The sequence below is a fragment of the Rhizobium sp. TAL182 genome (assembly GCF_002117725.1).
GTDB classification, from domain to species: domain Bacteria; phylum Pseudomonadota; class Alphaproteobacteria; order Rhizobiales; family Rhizobiaceae; genus Rhizobium; species Rhizobium esperanzae.
In genome coordinates, this window is sequence record NZ_CP021027.1 from 61,101 (window position 1) to 82,787 (window position 21,687).

Here is a 21,687-nt window from a genome sequence, read left to right on the forward strand (position 1 = left end):
GTTTTCGAGAGCTCAGAACTAGAACCTCCGGGACTGTTAGACCGCCTCGCGGAACCAACCGGTGCCGTCTCTCGTGGCTGTGGACACGAAGATCTTCATTGCATGACGATCTAATCCCGGACGTTTTCGTTTTTCAGCGACCGGGCCATCTCCGCCGTCCTTCGCAGGATCCAACATGGATCACTAGGTCAAATTTTTGACTGCTTCCTCGGCCATCACATACCAAATACAGGGCCAGTTAAATAAGGATTGAAGGTGCCGGCCGGCCTGAAGCAAGGTCGGCGCCGGCAAGGGCGATCTTTTTCAGTACAAGTGCGAGTATCCATAACTCATGGTATCAACGCGGGCCGATCTGGCCGACCTTGAAACTTTCGTCGCGATCGCGCGTGCGGGGGGGTTCCGAAGGGCCGCCGCGCTTCGCGGCGTTTCCGGGTCTGCCCTCAGCCACTCGATCAGGGGTTTGGAGGCCCGTCTGGGCGTCCGTCTGTTTCATCGGACAAGCAGGAGCATCAGTCTCACCGCCGCCGGCGAAGTGCTGCTTGCCGAACTGGAGCCCCGTTTCCTCGGCATTCAAGCTGCGATGGATCTCCTAGACAGTTTCAGGAGCGGGCCTACGGGCAGAGTGAGAGTGACCACCCTGCGTGACGCCGCCGAGCTGCTGATCGCTCCTCGACTGCACAGTTTTCGCAAGAGCTACCCAGATGTCGAGGTCGAAGTCAGCGTCGAGGATCGCTTCATCGATATGGTCGCCGAAGGTTTTGACGCGGGCATCCGTTATGGGGGAACGGTTCCCGAGGGGATGATCGCGTCGCGTCTGACATCCGAACTCGAATGGATCGTAGTCGGTTCTCCGGCCTATCTCAACGAACGAGGGCGGCCCGCGCGGCCGGAAGATCTCTTGACGCACGAGTGCATCCGGATCCGAACCGGTACGGATCACCTCTGCAAATGGGAACTTGGCGACGGCGATCGCATGGTTTCTCTCGACGTTCCGGGACTTCTCACGCTCGGAGATTCGGAACTATCTATCCGCATGGCGGAGGAGGGAGGCGGTCTCTTTTATTGCCTGCAGGCCCGGGTCGAGGACAAACTTGCGGCCGGTTCACTCGAAGTCGTGCTGCCGGACTGGACCTCTACCGGGCCGGGTTTTCATGCATACTACGTTTCGCATCGACAGGTGCCGTCCGCTCTCCGGACGTTTCTCGACTACCTTAAGGCGCCGGTTGCGGGCGATTGAAGTGACGGCCAGACGAGACAGCTTCACCAGGCAGGAGAATCGCATATGGATGGTAAGGAGTTGTTTTGCTGAGGCAAATCGACTCAAGAACTCTCCGATAATTTGGAGGTACGGATGAATCGATTTGCCACCTGTTTTAAAGATCTGCCCGACCCTCGGGGCGCAACACACGTCATCCGCTGATGTCGATCCTGTTCATTGCCATTGCCGCGATCGTTTGCGGCGCCGAAAGCTGCGCCGACATGGCCGATTCGGCGTTTCCAAAAAGAAGTGGCTCAAGACGATCGTGCCGCTGCCCTATGGCATCGCCGGCCATGGCACCTTCTCCACCGTTTTCCGCTGCCTCAATCAGGTTGCCTTCGAAGCCGCTTTACCGAAGCCTTTGCAAGGGGCATGGAAGGCGTGGTGGCGGTCGACGGCAAGGCGGTACGAGGCGACGCCGCTGCCCCTCGTCAAGGTCTGGGCTGCCGGTTGCGGCCTGGTCATCGGCCAACAGACCGCGCCGGGCCGCAACGAGGTCCAAGGGGCGCTCGATGCGCTTGCGCTTTTGTCGCTGGAAGGTGCCATCGTCACCGCCGATGCCCTGCATTGCCGCGCCGATACCGCTCATGCCATCCTTTCCGCCGGCGGCGACTATGCCCTGGCGTTGAAGGCCAATCAGCCCGGCCTCCTGGCACAGACGATTGCTCGTCTGGACGACGTCGAGCCACTCGGCGTCCAGACCGCCGCCGAGAATGACCATGACCGCTGCGAAAGACGCCGTGCCTGCATCGTCGCCGTCAATGACATCGACTTCCCCGGCCTGCAGGCCATCGGCTCCGTCGAGGCCACAAGCCGTCATGCCGATGGCCGTCTGACCAGCCATGTCCGCTACTTCCTGCTCTCCACCGTCATGTCGGCTGCCGCCCTGATCGAGGTAACCAGAACTCATTGGCAGATCGAAAACAAACTGCACTGGGTGCTCGACGTCCAGTTCCGCGAGGATGCCGCCAGAAACCGTAAGGATCACGGACCGGCAAACATTGCTCTGTTACGAAAGATTGCCCTCAACCTCATCCGGGCCCATCCAGATAAGGCCTCCATTCGTCGAAAGATCAAGAAGGCAGGGTGGGACGATCAGTTCCTCATCTCTATCATCGCTCATATGCGATAGCCCTGCTTCACCAGGGGAATTTGAGTGCCGGCAGAAAGCGGTCGCTCGCAGCCAGAAAAATAATTGGCAGCAAGATCGCCTGGCATCCTTTAACATGCCGAAAGCGGAAAAAAATACGTGACAGCCTCCGATCCCTCTCTGAGCCGAGGCCATCCATGATGGTAGAGAATCCGCAAGTCTTCGGCTGTCTGACACGACCAGCCGGTACGAATGCGGTACTGCCACGGCTCTCCTCCAGGCGCCCGTTTTTGATCTCTCGATATCTAAATTTGTGCAGACGAGCAGGCAAAGCTATAACGGCAGGATCAACGAATACTGGTAGCTCTCAGACAATCTGGATCGATATCAACCGGGAATGCCTGCATATGTAGGGAGGATTCAAGCACGGCGTGAGGGCGATGCAGACGGACGAGGCGGAGACGTCACGGAAACCCGAGAGCACCTGCATCACCTCGCTCGAGGTTTCCAGGCGGCCTTGTAGGAGACCCGCGGCGTAGTGCCCCGAAAACCCCACCGCGCAAATGCTGATTATGAAAGACAGTACGAAAATGATTACTCTGTAGCCGGAAACGGGACAACAGCCTGTCCATTGTGGTCGATCCTTGTCCATAGGCGGTGAAGAAACTTCATCAATCGGGATCCGCCTCCGAGGGAAGCATCGAATCATCAATGACGACACGAAAGCTGCGCGACCGAGGTTGTCTGTCAACAGATTGTCTGATAAAGCTTGCTAAGGTTCGAACTGTCTCACAAACTTGCGGAGGAATAACTCCGTAACAGAACCGGCGCTGCCGCAGCCGGCACAACTTTCACTGCTGAAATCGATTGCCGCGATGTTCCTTGTTTTCAATGGAAAGCGGTGACCGCATCTCGGCTATGTGAAGGCTTCGAACATGTCGTCGTCCTCGCGACGGCGGGACGCGACGCCTTGATGAACAAACGGGCGTCCTTTTTATGGATGGACGGCTCCATGGCGCCGAGATCACCAGCTTCCCCGATATGCATCTTGAGATGTTGATCTGGGACAGGTAAGTATTGAGATTCAAGAAGCAGAGAAGATGATTGATAAGAAAGCATTGCTCGATAATATGACCTTGGCGGAGCAGGTCTCGCTACTTTCCGGCGATACGTTCTGGTCTTTACCGCCCATCGACCGCCTAGGGATAGGGAGATTGCGCTTGACCGACGGCCCCAACGGCGCCCGCGGGGCGGGGTCTTTTGTCGGAGGTGTGACTGCAGCGGCTTTCCCGGTGGGCATCGCCATCGGAGCGAGTTGGAACCCGGATCTAGCCAAGGAAATCGGCAGTGCCCTAGGTGACGAGGTTCTTTCAAAAGGTGCCCACGTCTCGTTAGCCCCCACCGTTAACATCCAGCGTAGCGTCACAAACGGCCGCAACTTTGAGTGCTTCTCTGAGGATCCGATCCTGACGGCGGAACTTGCAGTCGGCTATATCGAAGGTCTGCAGTCCACGAAAGTCGGTGCCACGATAAAACATTTCGTCGGCAACGAGTCCGAGATTGAACGTACAACCATCTCTTCAGATATCGATGAACGCACGCTGCGCGAAGTCTACCTGATACCCTTTGAGACGGCGGTGAAGCGGGCAAAGGTCTGGGCCGTGATGTCTTCGTATAACAAGCTAAACGGTACTTACACGGCGGAAAGCCATTGGCTGTTGAACGAGGTTCTGCGCGGTGACTGGGGTTTTAACGGCGTGGTGATGTCGGACTGGTTCGGCTCGCGTTCGACCGCACCCACCGTGAATGCCGGGCTGGATCTGGAGATGCCGGGCCCGACTCGCGATCGCGGCTCCAAGCTACTGGCTGCGGTCGAAGGCGGCGAGGTTAGTGTCGAGACGATCCGCGCCTGTGTGCGCAATATCCTGACTTTGATGGAACGCACCGGCGCTATCAACGATCATCGCGAGTTTAAGGAGTACGCCATTGATCAACCGAAACATAGGGCATTGATCAGGCGCGCGGGAGCGGAAAGCGCAGTTCTGCTACAGAATGACGGGATCCTGCCATTGGCTCAGCAAGGTATGGTCGCCATCATTGGACCCAATGCCAAGGTCGCGCAGGTGATGGGAGGCGGCTCGGCGCAGTTGAACCCTCACTATGTCATCAGTCCGTGGCAGGGGCTGGTGGACGCGCTGGGTGAGGAGAATCTGTGCTACGCTCAGGGCTGCAACAATTATCGGTTTCAGCCGCTAATCGAAAACCCCACAACCTTCGAGTTTTTCCAAGGAAGGGAGCTAGCTGGCGAACCGGTGAAGGTCGTCGAGGAACCGTCGAGCCTTGGTGTATGGTTGCCCCCCGTGGCCGAGGGCTTTGTCGATCCCCTTCGCTTTTCGGCTAGAATGCGCACCATCTTCACAGCCTCGGAAGCCGGCGTCTATCGCGTCGGACTAACCTCGGCCGGGCTTGGCCGGGTCTATGTGGACGGCAGACTTGTGGTGGACGCTTGGGCTTCCTGGATACGTGGTACCACATTCTTTGAAGAAGGCTGCGAAGAGGTCGTGGGTGAAATCACGCTCGAAGCCGGCCGTACATACGAGGTCGTCGCCGAGTACGCCCGGCACGACCACGTCAACCTCTATATCGCCGCAATTCGGGTAGGAATAGGCAGATTTTCGGCCGAAGCGGAGATTGCCGAGGCAGCAGCCGTCGCGGCAAAGGCTGATCATGCGGTAGTCTTCGTGGGCAGAACGGGCGACTGGGATACCGAGGGCTCCGATCTTCGCGGTATTGCACTTCCCGGTCTGCAGAACCAGCTTGTTGAGGCGGTAATTGCGGCCAATCCGAACACGATCGTCGTACTACAAACCGGTGGACCGGTGGAAATGCCCTGGCTTTCCGGTGCTCGTGCAGTACTGCAATGCTGGTATCCCGGACAGGAGGCTGGCAACGCGATCGCCGATGTGCTCCTCGGCAAGGCCGAGCCCTCGGGCCGACTGGCACAGACCTTCCCCGTGCGCTGGGCTGACAACCCCACACATACTGAGGATGACGCCGTCTATCCAGGTAAGGACGGCCATGTGCGATATGACGAAGGTGTGTTCGTCGGTTATCGGCACTACGACCGCCACGGCATTAAGCCGCTGTTCCCGTTCGGTCATGGTCTCGGTTATTCAAGCTTTGCGATGTCGGACCTGACGGTAGGGCTACCAGACGCTGCCGGCGCGGTGACAGTGACACTGGAATTGACCAACATCAGCGAGCGGCCAGGTTCGGCAGTGGTGCAAATCTATGTCGGCGATGTTGAAGCATCTATACCCAGACCGGTTAAAGAGCTGAAAGCCTTCTCGAAAATTGCCCTGGAACCCGGTGAGAAACGAAGGTTGCGTTTCATACTTGACGCCCGAACATTTGCCTTCTTCGACACGACCGAGCGGCGTTGGCGGATAGAGGCGGGGGAATTTGCAGTGATGGCTGGGTTCTCGGCCACCGACATCCGTTTGAGTTTAACTGTCACGCAAAAGGGCGCTGTCTTGGCGCTCTGAATGGGCCGCAAATCAATGACCACATTGGGCAGTGGTCGAGTTCCAACGTATGCAGTTTTGGCGGTGAAGCTGGGTGAGTTGAGTGAGAGAATGCTTCAAAACCGGTACTTGGTTAATGGCATGGCGAAACACCGCCTGCGCCTCCAAAAACAGGCAATGTTTTCTGAACGATCGTAAGCGCGATTTTCCCCGCACCTTCTGCAATTGAGTGAGCTTTGGCATGAGGTGTCCACCAAAATAGGTGGACACCAAGGGATGGAAGAAGTGACCTGCCACTGAATTTTCATCCGGCGGCGATTAGATGTGGAGCCTCAACAGGTTGTCCTGGGTAAGAGCGAGCCTAGTGATTGGTGGTTTTGAGTTTAGACTTCCGTGAGGCCTGTGCCAATTGTAGCGATGAAGCCATCGTGGCAGTTCGGCGGCGCGCATGTCCGAGTTGGGATAGGCGACGGCGTAGGCCCACTCTCTGAGGGCGGTCTGGATGAAGCGTTCGGCCTTTCCGTTGGTTTTAGGCGTATATGGTCTGGTGCGAACGTGCTTGAGGCCGTTGTCGCGACAAGCTTGGCCGAATGGCTTTGATGTGTAGCAGGGACCATTGTCGGTCATGACGCGCTCGACCGCGATCCCGAGGCTGGCATAATAGGCCAATGCCGCCTTCAAGAAGGCCACGGCGCTTTCTTTCGTCTCGTCCGGCAATATCTGTGAGAAAGCGATGCGAGAGGCATCGTCGATGGCCACATGAACGCATTCCCAACCGGCGCCCCAACTCTTGCCTCTGCGCGAACTCTGGCGAGTGCGATCGCCGGTGATGCGGTGGCCGACCTCATGAAACCGGCCGAGCTTCTTGATGTCGATATGAATCATCTCGCCGGGAGCCTGGCGTTCATAACGACGCACAGGCTCGGCCGGCTCGATATCCTTGAGGCGGGAGTGGCCTGCGCGCTTGAGAACCCGGCTCACCGTCGCTGCAGATACACCGGTTTCGATCGCGATGTGCTTGCCAGTCAGGCGCTGGCGGCGAAGCGTGATGATGCGCTCCGCCAGCGCCTGACTGGTCTGCCGGGGCATGGCATGAGGTCGGGAGGAACGATCGAGCATCGCCTCTCGACCACCGGCCTTGAAACGCTCGACCCAACGGGCGACGATCTTGGCCGCGACGCCATAGGCCTGTGCTGCCTGAGCCTGGGTCAGATGCCCTTCGATAACAGCAAGCGCCATTTGTTCCCGGCGCAACGGCGTCAGTCGGGCATTCTTATGAATGTTCATTCGCGGCGATCCTTCCGACTCGAGGTGTGATAGCTCCAGTCTCCTAAATCCGCTTTGAATGGACAACCTCCCGAAAGCTCACAATTAGAGCCTCGGCCGGGGTCTGGTATCCGAGCGATGAGTGCGGCCGGAAATGGTTGTACAACACGACGACAGAACACCCACGGGACCGAGGTTCGCGAGCTTTTGTATCCGTGGCATCCCTGGTCCGGGCAACCCGTTCACGTGCATGAGGCGGTGTCCAAAGGGAAGCATATTTCCGCTGCAGCCTTTCTGGTTCTTCTTCTGGTCGACTTCTTGAGGTCCCATCGTGGATGTTCGACCGATCAATGAGTGGTTGTTGGCGCAGCCTGGCGGTTCCGCACGTCGATCTCGCAAGCCTGCATTCTTTGGCAAGATTGCTGAAGGACGCTGATGCCTCATCGCAATCTTCGGTAATGGGCGCAGCACTTTGGTCGACTCAGCCTATTCAACGCCATGGTGAGGCAGCTAAATGCTGACTTCCAAGAGAACCTTGAGCCTGCCCATCGATGCAAAATAGCTAATAGCGCGGCAATCAGGATGAGACGCTTGCGACAATCTGGATGAGATTCTTAGGTCGCGGTCGGGATCAAATTATCATGCTGATTGCCGCTGACAAGTTCTTCGTCGTTTTCTGATTGCCGCTCCGCGACAGACAGCGTTGATGTCCTGATTGTCGCAAACGAGGCCGGTCGGCCGCGCTGGCGTTTTTCCTCAAGCGCAGTTCTGCGGCGATAGCTTTCGACGTTCATCTCGAAGATCGTGGCATGGTGCACGAGCCGGTCGACTGCTGCGAGTGTCATGGCAGGGTCGGGAAAGACCCGGTTCCACTCTCCGAACGGCTGGTTGGCGGTGATCAGGATCGACCGGTGCTCGTATCGTGCCGAGATCAGCTCGAATAGCACGCTTGTTTCCGCCTGGTCCTTGGTGACGTAGGCGAGGTCATCGAGGATGAGCAAGTCGTACCTGTTGAGTTTGTCGATGGCAGACTCAAGCTGCAGTTCCCTTCGGGCGACCTGAAGCTTCTGCACAAGATCGGTGGTCCGGGTGAACAGGACCCGCCATCCGTTCTCGATCAGCGCAAGGCCGATGGCAGCAGCAAGATGGCTCTTTCCTCCGCCGGGCGGACCGAACATGAGGATGTTAGCTCCCTTGGCAAGCCAGCTGTCGCCGGCGGTGATTGCCATGACCTGCGCCTTCGAGATCATGGGTACAGCGTCAAAGGCGAAGCTGTCTAAGGTCTTTCCGGGCGGCAGGTGCGCTTCGGCGAGATGCCGTTCAATCCTGCGATTGGCACGCTCTGCCAGCTCGTGCTCGGCAATAGCCGACAGGAAGCGAGCTGCCGGCCATCCTTCCCGGTCCGCCTCTTCGGCAAATCGTGGCCACAGCATTTTGATCGTCGGCAGCCGGAGCTCGTTGAGCATGATGCCGAGGCGTGCTTCATCGATAACGTGGGCGTTCTTCATGCCGCTTCTCCCGTCCCGATCAGGGCCTCATAACCGTTGAGCGATGCGAGTTGCACATGAACGGTCGGCAGCTTGGCTGGATCCGGACCGAAGAGCGCTCGCATGGTAGCCAGATTGGGTAAGTCACCAGCATCGAGTATCCTGGCCAATTCTTCGGCAAGTTCGCGTTCGCAACCACGGTCATGCGCGAGCGCCAGGAGTTCGACGGTGATCTTGCAAGCCTGCTTGTCGGGAAGATGCTCGATGAGGGCTTCGAAGGCCTTGCGATATTCCTGACGCGGGAAGAGCTTGTCGCGATAAACGAGGCCGCGGAGCGCCATCGGCTTTTTGCGCAGGGAATGGATGACGTGGTGGTAGTTGACGACCTGGTCGTGTCGGCCGTCGGGATGGCCGCGTCCTCGGCGCAACGTCATCAGATGCGTACCGCCGACAAAGACATCCAGCCGATCGTCGAACAGGCGAACTCTTAACCTGTGGCCGATCAGGCGGGATGGCACGGTGTAGAAGACCTTGCGCAAGGTGAAGCCGCCCGTCCGGGACACCGTAACGACAATCTCTTCGAAGTCCGTGGTCCGGCGCTCGGGCGGCGCCTGCAGATGGGATCGCTCAGCATCAATGCGCTTGCCATGGGCAGCGTTGCGACGGCTGACGATGTCATCGACAAAGGCGCGGTAAGAACTGAGGTCGTCGAATTCCTTGGCCCCCCGCATCAGCAGGGCGTCATGAACAGAGTTCTTGAGATGGCCATGGGAGCTTTCGATAGAGCCGTTCTCATGCGCGACGCCTTTGTTGTTGCGCGTCGGCGTCATTCGATAATGGGAGCAAAGCTGATCGTATCGGTGGGTGAGATCGACCTTGGCATCGGCGTCGAGGTTGCGGAATGCCGCCGACAGGCTGTCGCTTCGATGATAAAGCGGCGTACCTCCCACGGACCACAGGGCATTTTGAAGCCCTTCAGCCAGCGCGACAAAGCTTTCGCCGCCGAGAATGACATGGGCATGTTCGAAGCCCGACCAGACAAGCCGGAAGTGATAGAACAGGTGATCAAGCGGCTGGCCGGCGATGGTCACACCAAGACCGCTGGCGTCGGTAAAATCCGAAAGGCCCAACCGGCCTGGCTCGTGCGTTTGGCGGAAGATGACCCCCTGCGCTTCGCCATGGACAGCACGCCACGACCGAATGCGTCGTTCAAGCGTGCGGCGGATACCTTCAGAGAGTTCTGGATGTCGGCGCAGCATCTCGTTGTAGACAGCGACGGCACGGATACCGGGTGCGGCCTTCAGGAGCGGGACGACTTCGGTCTCGAATATCAGCTCTAAGGGATCAGGGCGGCGGCGTCCGCGCGGCGCTTTGCTCTGAGAAGGCAGTTGTACCTCCTTGTCGAGGCGGTATGCCGTGGCTCGGCTGATCGACGCTTTTGACGCGGCGACCTCTACGGAATGCGTTTGTCGGTACTTCATGAAGAGTCTCATCTGATGATCGGTTAAATGGCGACCCGGCACAAACTGGTTCTCCAATCCAGAAAACCGCAAATGTACCGGACCGACCGCGATCATGAGACGCCGAAAATCTGCGCCACGCCGGGGTATGACTACGATCGGGCTACGCCCTCACTCCGTCACACCCCGGCGCGAGTCTCATCCTGATTGACGCTGAATCTCATCGAGATCGCCGCTACGCATAAAAGAGCCAGCCTGCCCGTCTAACCAATGCGAGCAGAACTCTCGGGACATTGTCACCCAACTTGTAGAGGGCCATCTTCGGCGTCAAGGCGCAGACCTCAACCGCTTCCGAGCAGAGAACTACGTCGGGTGCTGGACATATTTGTGAAGAACCCAACACGGCACAATACTTTTATCATCACGGAATGGGCGCGGCAGTCGGCCAGCAGCCAGGCGCCTGTAAAATCCAAGTGTCGAGCCGACAGGGCCTTGAAGGCATGCCTGAAACCAGGATGAGGGAACATATCGCCGGATTGGGCCGAGTTGAAGAACGTTGTGGGCAAGAATCTGTGCCCTCACCTCATCAGTCCAATTCCGCCGCCGCCGCCGACAGGTGATCTTTGAGCTCATTTGGGGATCGTTAGCGTTCAGCTTCGGTAGGCGGACGTGCATTTTTGCGATGGTGGAAGTTGTCGGCAGGTGGGCAACACGTGAAATATGGTTCTTCACTGAAATCGAGGGCATCAGACACGTCCCGCGCTCGCCGCGACAGAGCGTCCGACGAGACCTCGAACCATCTTCCGCGAACACTTCATAGCACTGCCTGCAACGTGCTTCGTGTAGACTGCAATCTTCAGTACATCGTTAAGCGAGGTCGTGTCTGAACAACACCGTAGGCATGCCGGATCCTCCGTATTCGAGATGGAATAGAGCGCCTCAGGAATGGTCCCATTTCATCCCGAGGAGGAGAAGTGAAATTGCCATAGTGGCGTGGCGGCGTTTGTTCGCGAGGCTCATGCTACGTGAGTGTCGAGAAGATTGCGACGGATTTAAGTTTCGATCGCCGTGGTTTACCGGAATGCACCTTCCGCTATTTCGCCGCCGAGACGTTGGTCGAGTTCCTCGTGCTGGCCGTTGCGGCAACTTGGCGATTCACGCCGCCACCGCGCGCCTATCGCTGCGGCAGCACAGCCGGCTTCGACGCATCTTCATTCAGACAAGGCGATGGCAAAAATCATCGTCACGCCCGCGCGCGCTGGCCCTGTCGAGATTGCGGCCTTCCTGATGAAAGGCGACGTCGATCCGCTGGACGCCAAGAAGTGACCTTCGTCTTGTCGACCCCCCCTGCGGGAATAGAGCCAATCAAGCGTGCGGCGCGCCAGTGGGAGGACGGCACTTGGCGCGAGAACGTGCCGTTGCGGCAAGTGGAACATCCGTGTCGATTCTCGCGTCAGCGATTTTGAGCTTGCTCGGGCTTCCGGCGAGATTGAAATTGGGAATTTGAATGCCTTCACTGCAAACACACCGGATCTTCATTTTACGTGGCGCAACTTTCCTCAAACGAACCCGCACCCGTGCGGTATTTGGCCACATCCTCGCCGAGGCCGGAGCCGGAATAACCGGGTCCGAGCTTCACTCTCATCACATCAAGGGTGCCTGCCACGAGCAAACGCCTTATAATTGGCGCGAAGCCAAACCGCGTCGGTGACAGGGCACTCACAGTAATGGGCAGGGTGCGGCTGTGGGCCGGCAATTGCTTATTTTGACGCGTCGCTTTTGTTGGCATGCGCCTGAATTTGCGTGCATCGCTCGATCAGGTGCTCGAACGGCTCGGAATCGCCGAGCAGCAGGCCGTCGTCGACCATGCGCGCGTAATCCTCGCCGAGCGCACGCAGACCTTCTCCGGATGGCGTCAGAACCAGATTGCCGTTGACGGCTGCGGCGTAGTCGATGGGCGAGCGGTCGGCCGCCTTTTCCGCAAAAAACATGGATTTGTGTTTCGCCACGGCATTGGCGAGTTGCCGATCCGCGGATGCTTTGTCGGCGAAACCAGCATCGTCCAGCCGGACGACATCATGCCAGTGGCGGGCAAAACGATCGCCGCGAAGGCGCTCCTGCAGGCAGAAGACATGGATGGCGGTCGCTTTCTCCCACAACGTCCGCTCCGCGTGCATGACGCGGGGACTCGCTTTCGGAAATTCGACACCATCAACCTGGCCCGACGCGTCACAGTCGACGGATACTGGCCGGCTCGCCGGTCGACCGCGCTCCGAATTCGAGCATGACGCTCGGGGCGACATAGCCGGATCCGCTGCTCACCGCTTCATAGTCGAGGTAGAGCGTATCGTCCTCGAGGCGGATTGCCGCCGGAAGAGATTGAACGCGCAACGCGCCATAACCGGCTCCACCGAGCCCGCCACCCAGACCGGAAGCCGCTTTCGCACCTCGCTGGTCCAGTGTTTCTCCTCGCTGCGGGTTTTCGGCAGTGCTTCGTCATTGTCGCCAACCAAGTCCGGCGCCAGGGCGCGGATATCGTAGGTCAGGTCGACATCCTCGGAGAACCTTTTGATGACACCGTAGGCTTTCGAAAGCGAGGTGCCGCCCTTGAAGACGAGATGCTCACCGAGCTTGGACGAAAAGAGCGTCTGCAGCGTCCAGACGACCCAGACATCCTTTTCGAGGAGATGAATGGGCCGTCCGGTGCGGTCGGCCGCCACCGCCAAGGCTTCGCGTCGGTTATCCTTTGACAAGGTCAGAAACAGATCAGCGATGCGCAGCCTTTCCTACGCTTCTTGCAAGCCAGGTCGGAAACTGCGGAGCCGCCGCCACCAGCTCGCCGAACGCGTTTGGCGGCAGCTTTCGCTTGATCCGCGACAGTGCTTCATCGGCCCTTTCCGGCCCAAGCCATGCAAGTGCGCGGACCGCCACGCCAGCAGGTCGATCGGCCAAGGCCAATTGCCAGCGCGGCACGTGCTTGAGCTCGACCGTCTGCTGTCCAAGGGTCATCGTCCGGCTACGGCCGGATGTCAGGTAGACGGAGCGGACCGGGACCTGGGAGGTCAGGCCCAGGGCATTTGCCGCGGCGGCGCCATCGAGACGATGACCTCACCGCGCTGCTGCGCCACCGCCTCTACGGCCTGTTCGACCGTCGGCGGCCGACTGCCAAAGCGACTTTTGACGGGCCGCATATAGATACCACGGCCCGCCCGGACGAGCTCGCCACGCTCGGCCAGGCGCGACAGAGCCTGATCCAGGGCGGCTCGATTTCCGAGATGCAAAAAACTCTTTGCCGAAAGCGCGGTCCTTCCGGCAGTCGTTCAGCATGTCCCATGATTTGCTATGTCAGCTTTTGCATGGCATTTCTCTTGTCAGAATTATATGCAAGTTTCTGACAGTTTGCAATGAGAGGGGAAGACGGCGAGCCCGGACGGTGCTGACCAATTTTTATCGGTCAGTGACCCGCTGTCTCTTCACAATCACGATTCATCTATCAGGCCGTCAAACACTTCCACCATCGCATCGCTGATGGCCTTGCCTAGCGCGGCTGCAGCGTTTGCAAGCGCCTCGTCGTCCATATCGCGAGCGGCCATCGCAAAAGCAGTTCCCTCGGACGTTACGATTTCCCGCGCCCGCTCAATTGCCCAAAGGCCGAAGTCGCTGCGGCTGCTGATTTCCACGGTTTCCATGTTGTCCCCTGATTTGTTCGAGAGGACGGCTTATACCGATTTGCCGGACAATGCAGTCTGAAAACCGAGCCCGAGGACCGACTTTGATCTGTCTCGTGAGCGCATTCCCTACGGTAGCGTGCTCTATTGCGCCGCACCTTGGCGACTGCGGTGTCACCAGCATTTGTACTGCGGTATAATTTGGAAGCGCTATGTGGGGGTCAATGGTTCAATTTTGCCGCTCCGATAGCACCCATTTGTCATATCACTGAAAAACTTCTGACCTAACGAGGCTTTCCGGGCCTCCGTTCAGGGTGCGGCCGTCGATCAGGAGTGACGAAATCATGTTGGAACGTGTTGGCAGCGGATCGAAAGAGGTCGAAACCCTGGTCGTGGACCTCGACCAGAAAGACGTGACTGGCCGTTCTGCATCGACAAAAACCATCGACGCCGGCGAAATACGCAAGATCGCGCCGAGCGGCAACGGGCAGGCACTCGACATCTCCGCTGCGCGGGGCTTCGTCGGGTTTACCCAGAGCAAAAGCGGCGCCACCGCGATCCTGGTCGATGCAAAGGTGAGCACGCCCGAAACCGACCCGGGCAACGATCTCAAGATCGACCTGGACGGTTTGAAAAAGGTTGCCGCTTCCGAATTCGGCAGCACCGTTCCCAACAACATCACCCACCTGTTCAACCCGACCATCCAGGCGATGGCCAAGCAGTTTTACGGGGGAGACAGCCCCGCGGTGCGCGATCAGTTCAAGGCCGACGTCAAGGCGCTTCTCGGTCCGCTGCTCGACAAGGTAGGCGCCGGAGAGGTCAGTCAGGCTGATCTTGGCGGCCTTCTGGAGCGCCTGACCTCGCGTCTGAGCGCTCCCGGCGGCAAGGAAGTCTGGGGTTACCGCCACGCGGTACAGACCGCGCTCGAAGGGCTCGTCATGGGCGCCAGCCTGGTCTCGAAGCTCCCGGCCAATGCCGAGTGGGACAAGAGCGTCTCGCCGCTACCCTCCAGCAATCTCGCCAGCTATTCGTTCAACGACGTCATGGCGGCAATCATGATCGGCACCGGGCTGGCCGGCAAGGGCATTGCGGCCAACGGCTCAGATCGCGGGCGCTTCTTCGCCGGCAGCGGCGGTGACGCCTGGATCGCCGAGCGTATGTTCGCCACCACGGACAATGGCTGGAGCAAGACCGTCCAAAATCTCGATCTGCCCTATATCGACAGCGACTATCTGACATCGAGCCTCAAGAAGATGGACCTTGTCATGTCGGGCTCGGATGCCATCGAGCCGGTCGTGGAGCGCCCGATCGACGAGAACGACATCCTGGAAAGCAAGGTGCTGCGCGGCTACGCTCCGTCGACCGCCTATGAGCCGACGCTGAAGAAGCTCGACGAACTCAAATACGGCATTCTCGGCGACGCCGTGAAGGACGTGAACCGGAATTTCGTCGCGCCCGACAACATGGACCACCTCGACCAGCTGACGCCGGAACAGAAGGCGACGGTGCTCTACGATCTCATCGAGATCAAACAGCAGTTCAATGGCTATATGAACCAGTATGGCGACAGCGTGCCCGATGGCGAGCGCGTCGGCAAGGACCTCGATGCGCGGATCGAAAAGCTGACGGCCGATCCGGCGACGCAGCAGCATCTCTCGGATATCTTCGCGAGCGGCATGAAGGAATATCTGCAAAGCCCGGAGAATTCCGATCTGCTCACCAACATCGAAGACGCCTATCTGATCGATATCGGCGGCGGCAAGGCGATCGACCGGGCGCTGAGCGCCGGCAAGAGCTTCGAAGATGCCCTGAAGGATTATTATTCCGAACTCAACACGCTCGTCGATCTCCTGCCCCAGGATTATATCGACGCGCATCTCGACGCCGCGAACGTCACCTTCTCGAACATCGTCAAGGAACATTATATCGGCGACGGCCAGGGTGTCGATCTCGAGCCGCTGCTGTCGGGTCCGGATGACACATTTGTGCCCGGCGCAACGAATGACGCCATCAGCCAGTTGGCAAACACCTTCGCCGAGGATTTCATCAGCAAAAACGGCCCGGCAGATGGCGGCGAGACGCTGAAGCAGAACCTGGCGCAGGATATAGCGCGCGACGTCGACGGCGTTCTGCGCATGGTGCGCGGCGGTATGAAGCTCGACGACGCGCTTGCCTCCTTCAAGGATTCGCTCGACCTGCCGCGCCAGACCCGTACACCTGCCGGCATCGATGCCGAAGTGTACAAGGCCGGTCTGATGCACGCCGTGCAGATGCTGACGATGTCGAGCGTGCTGGTGGCGCACGGCCTCGGTGTCGGCGGCAAGTGGACGCCGGCCGATATCGCCGCTGCGGTCGGCTCGGCGACACAGATCGTCGGCATGACGATGGAGGGGCTCGGCAAGAACCTCGACGTTGCCGGCAAACCGTTCAGCGCCTTCGGCAATCAGCCTGGCAGCTGGGGCAAGGGGATCTCGATGAACTTCTCGCCGAAGACGATGGAAGCGGCAGGCAAGATCCTCGGCGCGGCCGGCGGCCTCGCCATGGCCGGCCTCGGCTTCTATTCGGCGTCGCGGTCGATGAAGGCCGGCGACCGCGCCAAGGGCGCGCTCGAAATAATCGGCGGCATTGCCGGTACCGGCAACGCGCTGATCGGTTTCTCCGAGGCGATGCTTTATCTGACCAATGCCATGTCCCGTGCCTTTTCCGGACTCGGAACGGTGGCGCCGGAAGTCGTGACCATCTTCAGCAGCGCCGCCAAAACCGGCCTTGCCGCGGCCGGACTGGTCACCGGCCTCGTTGCCTCGGCCGTCGGGCTGGCGCTTGGTCTGTGGGATATGGCCAATGGCGTGAAGAAGCTCGACAAAATGGAAAAGCAGCTGAACGAGAAGCTTGAACGCTACACCGGCGAGTCCGTGCATCTCGAATTTGGGCCAGACCCGTCATTCATCTGGTAGAGGCAGAGGGGCGGCAACGATGACCGCCACAGCCTGGGAAATACCCTGCGACCCCTCGGTAAAAATGTGATTTTTGATCTCCAGGCGCGAGGCCGCTGCATTTTATGCAACCGCGATGTCCGATCGGGCTTGAATTATCACGCAAAGGTCGATCTTATGCCTAACGTAAGGTAAACGACGTCATCCGCGAAAAGCGGAAAAAGAAAATCAAAGGGAACGCATGTCATCGATCGCACCAGCATCTTCGGATATCGATACGGTTTCATTTCTCCGGCTAAACGCCAATTCCGATCCAAAGTCCGAAAATTCCACGAGCCAGGGCAAAACCACGAGCACCACGGTCAAGAAGGCATCGCCTTTTGCCTCTGACGGGACCACGACGGCAGCCCTGACGATTTTCTCCTCTATATCGGCGCAGACGAGCAGTCCGAAGTTCGTTTCGCTGGCCGCCACGTCGAATGGCACGTCCCGCCCTACCGCGCCGATCCAGCCGGTCATCGATCTCCTGTTCAATTCCGATTTCATGAGCGAGATCAATCAGGGCTTCATGGAAGGGCTGAAGGACAAGGACAAATCCTTCGAGAGCATCGACGTCGTCAAAAACCCTCACAATTACACTGCCGAGCAGAAACTGATCATGTATCTCGATCTGCTTCAGACCAAGGCGACCTTCGGCCAATACAAGGACAGCCTCGGCGACAACCAGCGCGGCATCTACAACGACCAGGAGATCCTGAAGGATCTCGACAAGTCGATCGCCATCCTGGGCTCGGACCCCGACGTCAACTCGCTGATGACGGAGAAGGCGCTGAAGGCCTTCAAGCTGATCTTCTCCGGTTATCGCGTGGCGCCGGCCGATACGAACAAGGACGCTTCCGAGATCATCAACGACACGATAACGCGTGACGAGAAGATGAAGGACCTGCGTACGAAGGTCGAGGATGCCTTTGAGCGCGACATCGTCAATGGCGGCCTGCTGAATGACGGTCTCAAATCCGGCAAGGACGTCACCACCATTCTCAAGGAATATAATGCCGCCCTCGGCTTCTATTCCATGGTGCTTCCCGACGATTTCGTAAAGCAGCGCTCGGCGATTGCCGACAAGACCTATGCCGAATTCTTCGACAAGAACGTGCTGCCGACGATCTCCGATCCGACGACGGCGCTCGATGGCCTGATCCGCATGGGACTGGCCGGCAACAAGACCGAGCGGGAACTGAAGGGGCTCGGCTCCATCCTGCCGGTTGTGGATTTCGACCAGTCGCTCGGGCTCGGCGGGAGCCTGTTCCCCGATCTCAAGATCGACCTCGACGGTTTGAAAAAGGTTGCCGCTTCCGAATTCGGCAGCACCGTTCCCAACAATATCACCCACCTGTTCAACCCGACCATCCAGGCGATGGCCAACCAGTTTTACGGGTCAGACAGCCCCGAGGTGCGCGATCAGTTCAAGGCCGACGTCAAGGCGCTTCTCGGTCCGCTGCTCGACAAGGTAGGCGCCGGAGAAATCGGCATCGGCGATCTCGCCGGCAATCTGGAGCGCCTGACGTCGCGCCTGAGCGCACCCGGCGGCAAGGAGGTCTTGGGCTACCGCCATGCGGTGCAGACCGCGCTGGAAGGGCTCGTCATGGGCGCCAGCCTGGTCTCGAAGTTGCCGGCCAATGCCGAGTGGGACAAGAGCGTCTCGCCGCTGCCCTCCAGCAATCTCGCCAGCTATTCGTTCAACGACGTCATGGCGGCAATCATGATCGGCACCGGGCTGGCCGGCAAGGGCATTGCCGCCAACGGCTCAGACGGCGGGCGCTTCTTCGCCGGCAGCGGGGGCGACGCCTGGATCGCCGAGCGCATGTTCGCCACCAAGGACAATGGCTGGAGCAAGACCATCCAAAGTCTCGATCTGCCCTATATCGACAGCGAATATCTGACATCGAGCCTCAAGGACATGGGACTTTCCATGTCAGGCCTGATGAAGACGCTGATGCCCGGCACGGATGTGATCGATCCAATCATCGTCGACGGCAAGACCGCCGAAGAGGCGATCAAGAGGATCATCGCCCCGAGCCTCGACGCGCTGGCGGAAACCCTGTTCAAGGGCAATGCCGATGCCATGGCGCAATACAAGACCAATTTCACGACGATCTTCACCGCGCTTTGGGCGACGATGCGACCGGGCGGCAGCGTCGAAACGATCAAGGCCGACCTTGCCAAGCTGATCGACAAGACCGCGACGGCGGCGCCGGCAGGGGTCGATCCTGTCAAATACAAGGCGGCGCTCTCTTCCGGCGTGATGTCGGTGCTTACCGCATCCCGCTCCATCTATGCCGGCCTCAACATGACGAGCCCGACCTGGGACAGCATCGGCATCGTGGTTCTGCACGCCCTTGGCGCTCTCGCGCACATGGGCAGTGCGCTCGGCTCGGCGATCAAAGCCTCGAATTTTTCGCTGCTGGATGGGATCAGTTCACTCGTCGGCGTTTCCGACGAGCTGGCGCGGGCGCAGCGCAGCGTGCTCTCCGCCTTTTTCAAGAATACCGGGACGACGGTTGGCGCCGTTGCCGGCGTCGCTTGGCTGCCGGTGGAATATTACCAGTTCCTGCAGGGGCTCACCAGTGGCAAGGGCGATCCGGTCGATCTCATCTTCATGGGTATCGGAACCGCGGCGGACACGGTCGGCGCGATCGAGGGCATCGCAGGCGTTGCCAATATGCTGGTGAATTCCACCTTCCTCGGGCGCACGGGCGCAACGGTAGCGCTCGTCTCCGGCGGCTTCTCGCTCGCCTTCGCAATCGCCGGCGCGGTGTCCTGGGCGGCCTGGGCGGGCTTTGCCATCTACCAGAGCATCAAGCAGGAAAAAGCCTTCCACAAGCAGACCGACATGATGAACGACATGCTTAAGCGCACTGTCAACGACACGGTCGGCATCTACGCCAAAACAGGTCAGCGCGTCGGCGCCAAGGGCGGCGTCGCCCCCGCGCCCCGCGACCCGGAACAGCGCGAGCTGACCCCTGAGAACTGGGACGCGATCATCGCCGATATCGAGAAGCGCCGCGGTACGGCGGTGGGCTGATCCGGGACGCTTTCGCAACACCAAATATCTGGGTACTCACAGGCCCGGTTGGCGTAGAGGCGGTCGGGCCTGTGAATATTTGATAGCAATAAATTTAAGTATGAATTTCATGCGCAATCTGGATATCTGCTGCGCTTTATGGATAAAAACGTTCAATTTTAATATAAAGGTCGAGAAAGTTGTCAAAGCGATTGTAATTTCCGAAAATTAACCATCGGTTAAGTTTAAACAATTGACCGGCCGTTTTTTTATCCATATCAAATCATGCATTCATTTTGATAACTCCTTGATGGAAGTGCTCATATGGCCGTAGATGCAGTGAATTCCGACCTGAACCTGGCGCCTGCAAACCCTGTCTCGGTGGAGCTGACGACTGATAAGACAGATTCCAAGGACACCACCGGCAGCACGACGAAAAAGGTCGATCCGAACAGCGAGAGCGAGATACTCTCCGCTGCCGTGGACGCGTTTCTGCCAGGCATGATTTCCAACACCCTGATGCTGAACAATTCGCTTTTCAATTTCGCCAAGGAGGCGATCGACGAAGGCAGCGACGAGTAGCGTTCCCGTTCATCGTTTGCAGTTGACGTGTACCGAGTTGAGGAATTGCAATGAGCGGAGAAGAACTTACCGGCCGCGCCTTTACGCCGCCCGTTGATGGCGTATCGACAGGCAATGTGCTGAAGACCTCGGAGATCGTGGCGGAGCGGATCGGGCTGCAGCCGGCGGATTTCGCCGGCCTTCGGCCAACCGAACTCACCTCCATTCCCAACATCCAGGGCCGCAAGATCGCGCCTGAGTCCGACGCCGTCCCGCCCTCCTATTCACCGGAAGGCAATACCAGGCCCTCCAGCATTCTCGACCGGCTGTCGGCATTCTTCATGCCGGTGGCCGGGAACGGCCAGCCGGAGACGCCGCTGGTGCGATTTGCCGCGGACAAGGATCACAGCGGCCCGAAGATCGAAGACATCACGACATCGATCGACCGGCTGGAGAAATCACAGCAATTCGCGACCGGCACGACGCTGCTGTCGTCACTCACCCAGTCGGTGATGTCGTCGTCCAAACGGCTGACGCAGGGCCAGTGAATATCATGATCACATCGGCCCTTGCGAGATCACCGATCACTTCGCCCGCGCGCAAAGTCCTTCCGAAGGCCGCCATGCTCGCTTTCTGCCTGTTCCTCGCCGCCTGCAGCCAGGACGTGCTGACGGGACTCGATCAGCGCGATGCGCTGGATGCTCAGGTCCTGCTCGAACGCGCCGGCATCTCCGTCACCATGAGGAGCGAAAAGGGCGGGACCTATGCGATCGCCGCTGAATCAGCCGATCATGCCCGGGCGATCGAGTTGCTGGCGGGCGCCGGTCTGCCGCGTCAGTCGTTCGGAAATGTCGCCGAACTCTTTCCCGGCAACGGCTTCCTTGTGACGCCTTACGAACAAAAAGCCCGGATGAGCTACGCCATCGAGCAGCAGCTTGCCGAAACGCTTTCGGGGCTTGACGGCGTGGCGACGGCGCGCGTCCATGTGGTGCTGCCGGAGGAAAACGGCCGCGGGCTCATCAAGGAAAAGGCGAGGGCGGCGGCCGTGTTGCAATATCGCCCCGGCGCCAATCTCAACGAGATCGACATGAAAAGCCGGTCCGTTCTGGTCAACAGCATCCGTGATCTCTCTTACGAAGATGTCTCGGTGGTGGTCAGCCCCTGGTCGGAGGTCGGCGCGCCGGCGGCCCCGCCGGCAACGGCAGCATCGGCCCCGGCGGCAACCGTGACGCCGGCACCCGCCGCAGCGCCATTCTCGATGGTGCAAAGCGCTCTCTCGGCTTTCAAGGCCCCCAATCTGGCCGTGATCGGCGCAATTATCCTCGCCATCGGGGCATGCCTGCTGCTGCTGTTGCCGCAGCGGAAGGAGCGCTGAG

At 59.1% G+C, this 21,687-nt stretch carries 14 protein-coding genes and 2 pseudogenes; 8 read left to right on the forward strand and 8 right to left on the reverse strand.

What is annotated here, in order from left to right; all coding sequences use genetic code 11:
• Positions 1-331: 331 nt before the first annotated feature.
• The 3 genes from Tal182_RS24720 (at position 332) to Tal182_RS24740 (ending at position 5,893) form a co-directional block, all read left to right on the forward strand.
• Positions 332-1,237, forward strand: a complete 906-nt coding sequence (locus Tal182_RS24720; protein ID WP_040111704.1) for a LysR family transcriptional regulator — start codon at positions 332-334, stop codon at positions 1,235-1,237.
• A gap of 286 nt (positions 1,238-1,523) precedes the next feature.
• Complete coding sequence (locus tag Tal182_RS24725; protein WP_237358368.1) at positions 1,524-2,390, forward strand: ISAs1 family transposase; 867 nt, start codon at positions 1,524-1,526, stop codon at positions 2,388-2,390.
• Between the two features lie 1,058 nt (positions 2,391-3,448).
• Positions 3,449-5,893 carry a glycoside hydrolase family 3 C-terminal domain-containing protein gene (locus Tal182_RS24740; RefSeq protein ID WP_004674391.1) on the forward strand — a complete coding sequence of 815 codons (2,445 nt, stop codon included), beginning with the start codon at positions 3,449-3,451 and terminating at the stop codon, positions 5,891-5,893.
• A gap of 297 nt (positions 5,894-6,190) precedes the next feature.
• On the opposite strand, the gene Tal182_RS24745 is transcribed toward Tal182_RS24740, so the two are convergent.
• From Tal182_RS24745 to Tal182_RS24790, 7 genes and pseudogenes are all read right to left on the reverse strand, one after another.
• Entirely contained in the window at positions 6,191-7,159 is a 969-nt protein-coding gene (locus Tal182_RS24745) for an IS481-like element ISRel2 family transposase (RefSeq protein ID WP_004673777.1), read from the reverse strand.
• Between the two features lie 593 nt (positions 7,160-7,752).
• Positions 7,753-8,646 (reverse strand): IS21-like element ISRel5 family helper ATPase IstB, encoded by an 894-nt coding sequence (gene istB, locus Tal182_RS24755; RefSeq protein ID WP_004672573.1) that lies wholly within the window; start codon positions 8,644-8,646, stop codon positions 7,753-7,755.
• Complete coding sequence (istA, locus tag Tal182_RS24760) at positions 8,643-10,118, reverse strand: IS21-like element ISRel5 family transposase (RefSeq protein ID WP_080771780.1); 1,476 nt, start codon at positions 10,116-10,118, stop codon at positions 8,643-8,645. The genes istB and istA overlap by 4 nt, the downstream gene beginning before the upstream one ends.
• A gap of 1,507 nt (positions 10,119-11,625) precedes the next feature.
• Positions 11,626-11,751, reverse strand: coding sequence for a hypothetical protein (locus tag Tal182_RS33145; RefSeq protein WP_257784634.1), 126 nt, complete (start codon positions 11,749-11,751; stop codon positions 11,626-11,628).
• 94 nt (positions 11,752-11,845) lie between these two features.
• A pseudogene (locus tag Tal182_RS32425) lies at positions 11,846-12,859 on the reverse strand (nucleotidyl transferase AbiEii/AbiGii toxin family protein).
• Positions 12,852-13,419 (reverse strand): annotated as a pseudogene (locus Tal182_RS24785) (DUF6088 family protein). The pseudogenes Tal182_RS32425 and Tal182_RS24785 overlap by 8 nt, the downstream one beginning before the upstream one ends.
• A gap of 145 nt (positions 13,420-13,564) precedes the next feature.
• Positions 13,565-13,774: a hypothetical protein gene (locus Tal182_RS24790; protein ID WP_004672578.1), complete on the reverse strand. Its 210-nt coding sequence runs from the start codon at positions 13,772-13,774 to the stop codon at positions 13,565-13,567.
• Between the two features lie 323 nt (positions 13,775-14,097).
• Between Tal182_RS24790 and Tal182_RS24795 the strand changes: the two genes are divergently transcribed.
• Complete coding sequence (locus Tal182_RS24795) at positions 14,098-16,707, forward strand: hypothetical protein (RefSeq protein ID WP_011053319.1); 2,610 nt, start codon at positions 14,098-14,100, stop codon at positions 16,705-16,707.
• A gap of 207 nt (positions 16,708-16,914) precedes the next feature.
• Here the strand turns inward: Tal182_RS24795 and Tal182_RS32885 are convergent, their stop codons facing one another.
• Positions 16,915-17,205, reverse strand: coding sequence for a hypothetical protein (locus Tal182_RS32885; protein WP_004672580.1), 291 nt, complete (start codon positions 17,203-17,205; stop codon positions 16,915-16,917).
• A 25-nt stretch (positions 17,206-17,230) separates the two neighbouring features.
• Between Tal182_RS32885 and Tal182_RS24800 the strand changes: the two genes are divergently transcribed.
• The 4 genes from Tal182_RS24800 to sctJ all read left to right on the forward strand — a co-directional run bounded on the left by Tal182_RS24800 (position 17,231) and on the right by sctJ (position 21,686).
• Entirely contained in the window at positions 17,231-19,771 is a 2,541-nt protein-coding gene (locus Tal182_RS24800; RefSeq protein WP_004672581.1) for a hypothetical protein, read from the forward strand.
• Between the two features lie 303 nt (positions 19,772-20,074).
• Positions 20,075-20,332, forward strand: a complete 258-nt coding sequence (locus Tal182_RS24805) for a hypothetical protein (RefSeq protein ID WP_004672582.1) — start codon at positions 20,075-20,077, stop codon at positions 20,330-20,332.
• 50 nt (positions 20,333-20,382) lie between these two features.
• Complete coding sequence (locus Tal182_RS24810; protein WP_004672583.1) at positions 20,383-20,859, forward strand: hypothetical protein; 477 nt, start codon at positions 20,383-20,385, stop codon at positions 20,857-20,859.
• Positions 20,856-21,686, forward strand: coding sequence for a type III secretion inner membrane ring lipoprotein SctJ (gene sctJ, locus Tal182_RS24815; protein WP_042120090.1), 831 nt, complete (start codon positions 20,856-20,858; stop codon positions 21,684-21,686). The genes Tal182_RS24810 and sctJ overlap by 4 nt, the downstream gene beginning before the upstream one ends.
• The last annotated feature ends 1 nt before the right edge of the window (position 21,687 follow it).

Excerpts from the sequence above, each read along its gene's own strand:
- Tal182_RS24805 (WP_004672582.1), top strand. The coding sequence starts at position 20,075 with ATGGCCGTAGATGCAGTGAATTCCGACCTGAACCTGGCGCCTGCAAAC.
- Tal182_RS24790 (WP_004672578.1), bottom strand. The coding sequence starts at position 13,774 with ATGGAAACCGTGGAAATCAGCAGCCGCAGCGACTTCGGCCTTTGGGCA.
- istB (WP_004672573.1), bottom strand. The coding sequence starts at position 8,646 with ATGAAGAACGCCCACGTTATCGATGAAGCACGCCTCGGCATCATGCTC.
- Tal182_RS24795 (WP_011053319.1), top strand. The coding sequence starts at position 14,098 with ATGTTGGAACGTGTTGGCAGCGGATCGAAAGAGGTCGAAACCCTGGTC.
- Tal182_RS24740 (WP_004674391.1), top strand. The coding sequence starts at position 3,449 with ATGATTGATAAGAAAGCATTGCTCGATAATATGACCTTGGCGGAGCAG.
- Tal182_RS32885 (WP_004672580.1), bottom strand. The coding sequence starts at position 17,205 with ATGACCGGCTGGATCGGCGCGGTAGGGCGGGACGTGCCATTCGACGTG.
- Tal182_RS24720 (WP_040111704.1), top strand. The coding sequence starts at position 332 with ATGGTATCAACGCGGGCCGATCTGGCCGACCTTGAAACTTTCGTCGCG.
- Tal182_RS24745 (WP_004673777.1), bottom strand. The coding sequence starts at position 7,159 with ATGAACATTCATAAGAATGCCCGACTGACGCCGTTGCGCCGGGAACAA.
- istA (WP_080771780.1), bottom strand. The coding sequence starts at position 10,118 with ATGAGACTCTTCATGAAGTACCGACAAACGCATTCCGTAGAGGTCGCC.
- Tal182_RS24800 (WP_004672581.1), top strand. The coding sequence starts at position 17,231 with ATGAGCGAGATCAATCAGGGCTTCATGGAAGGGCTGAAGGACAAGGAC.
- Tal182_RS24810 (WP_004672583.1), top strand. The coding sequence starts at position 20,383 with ATGAGCGGAGAAGAACTTACCGGCCGCGCCTTTACGCCGCCCGTTGAT.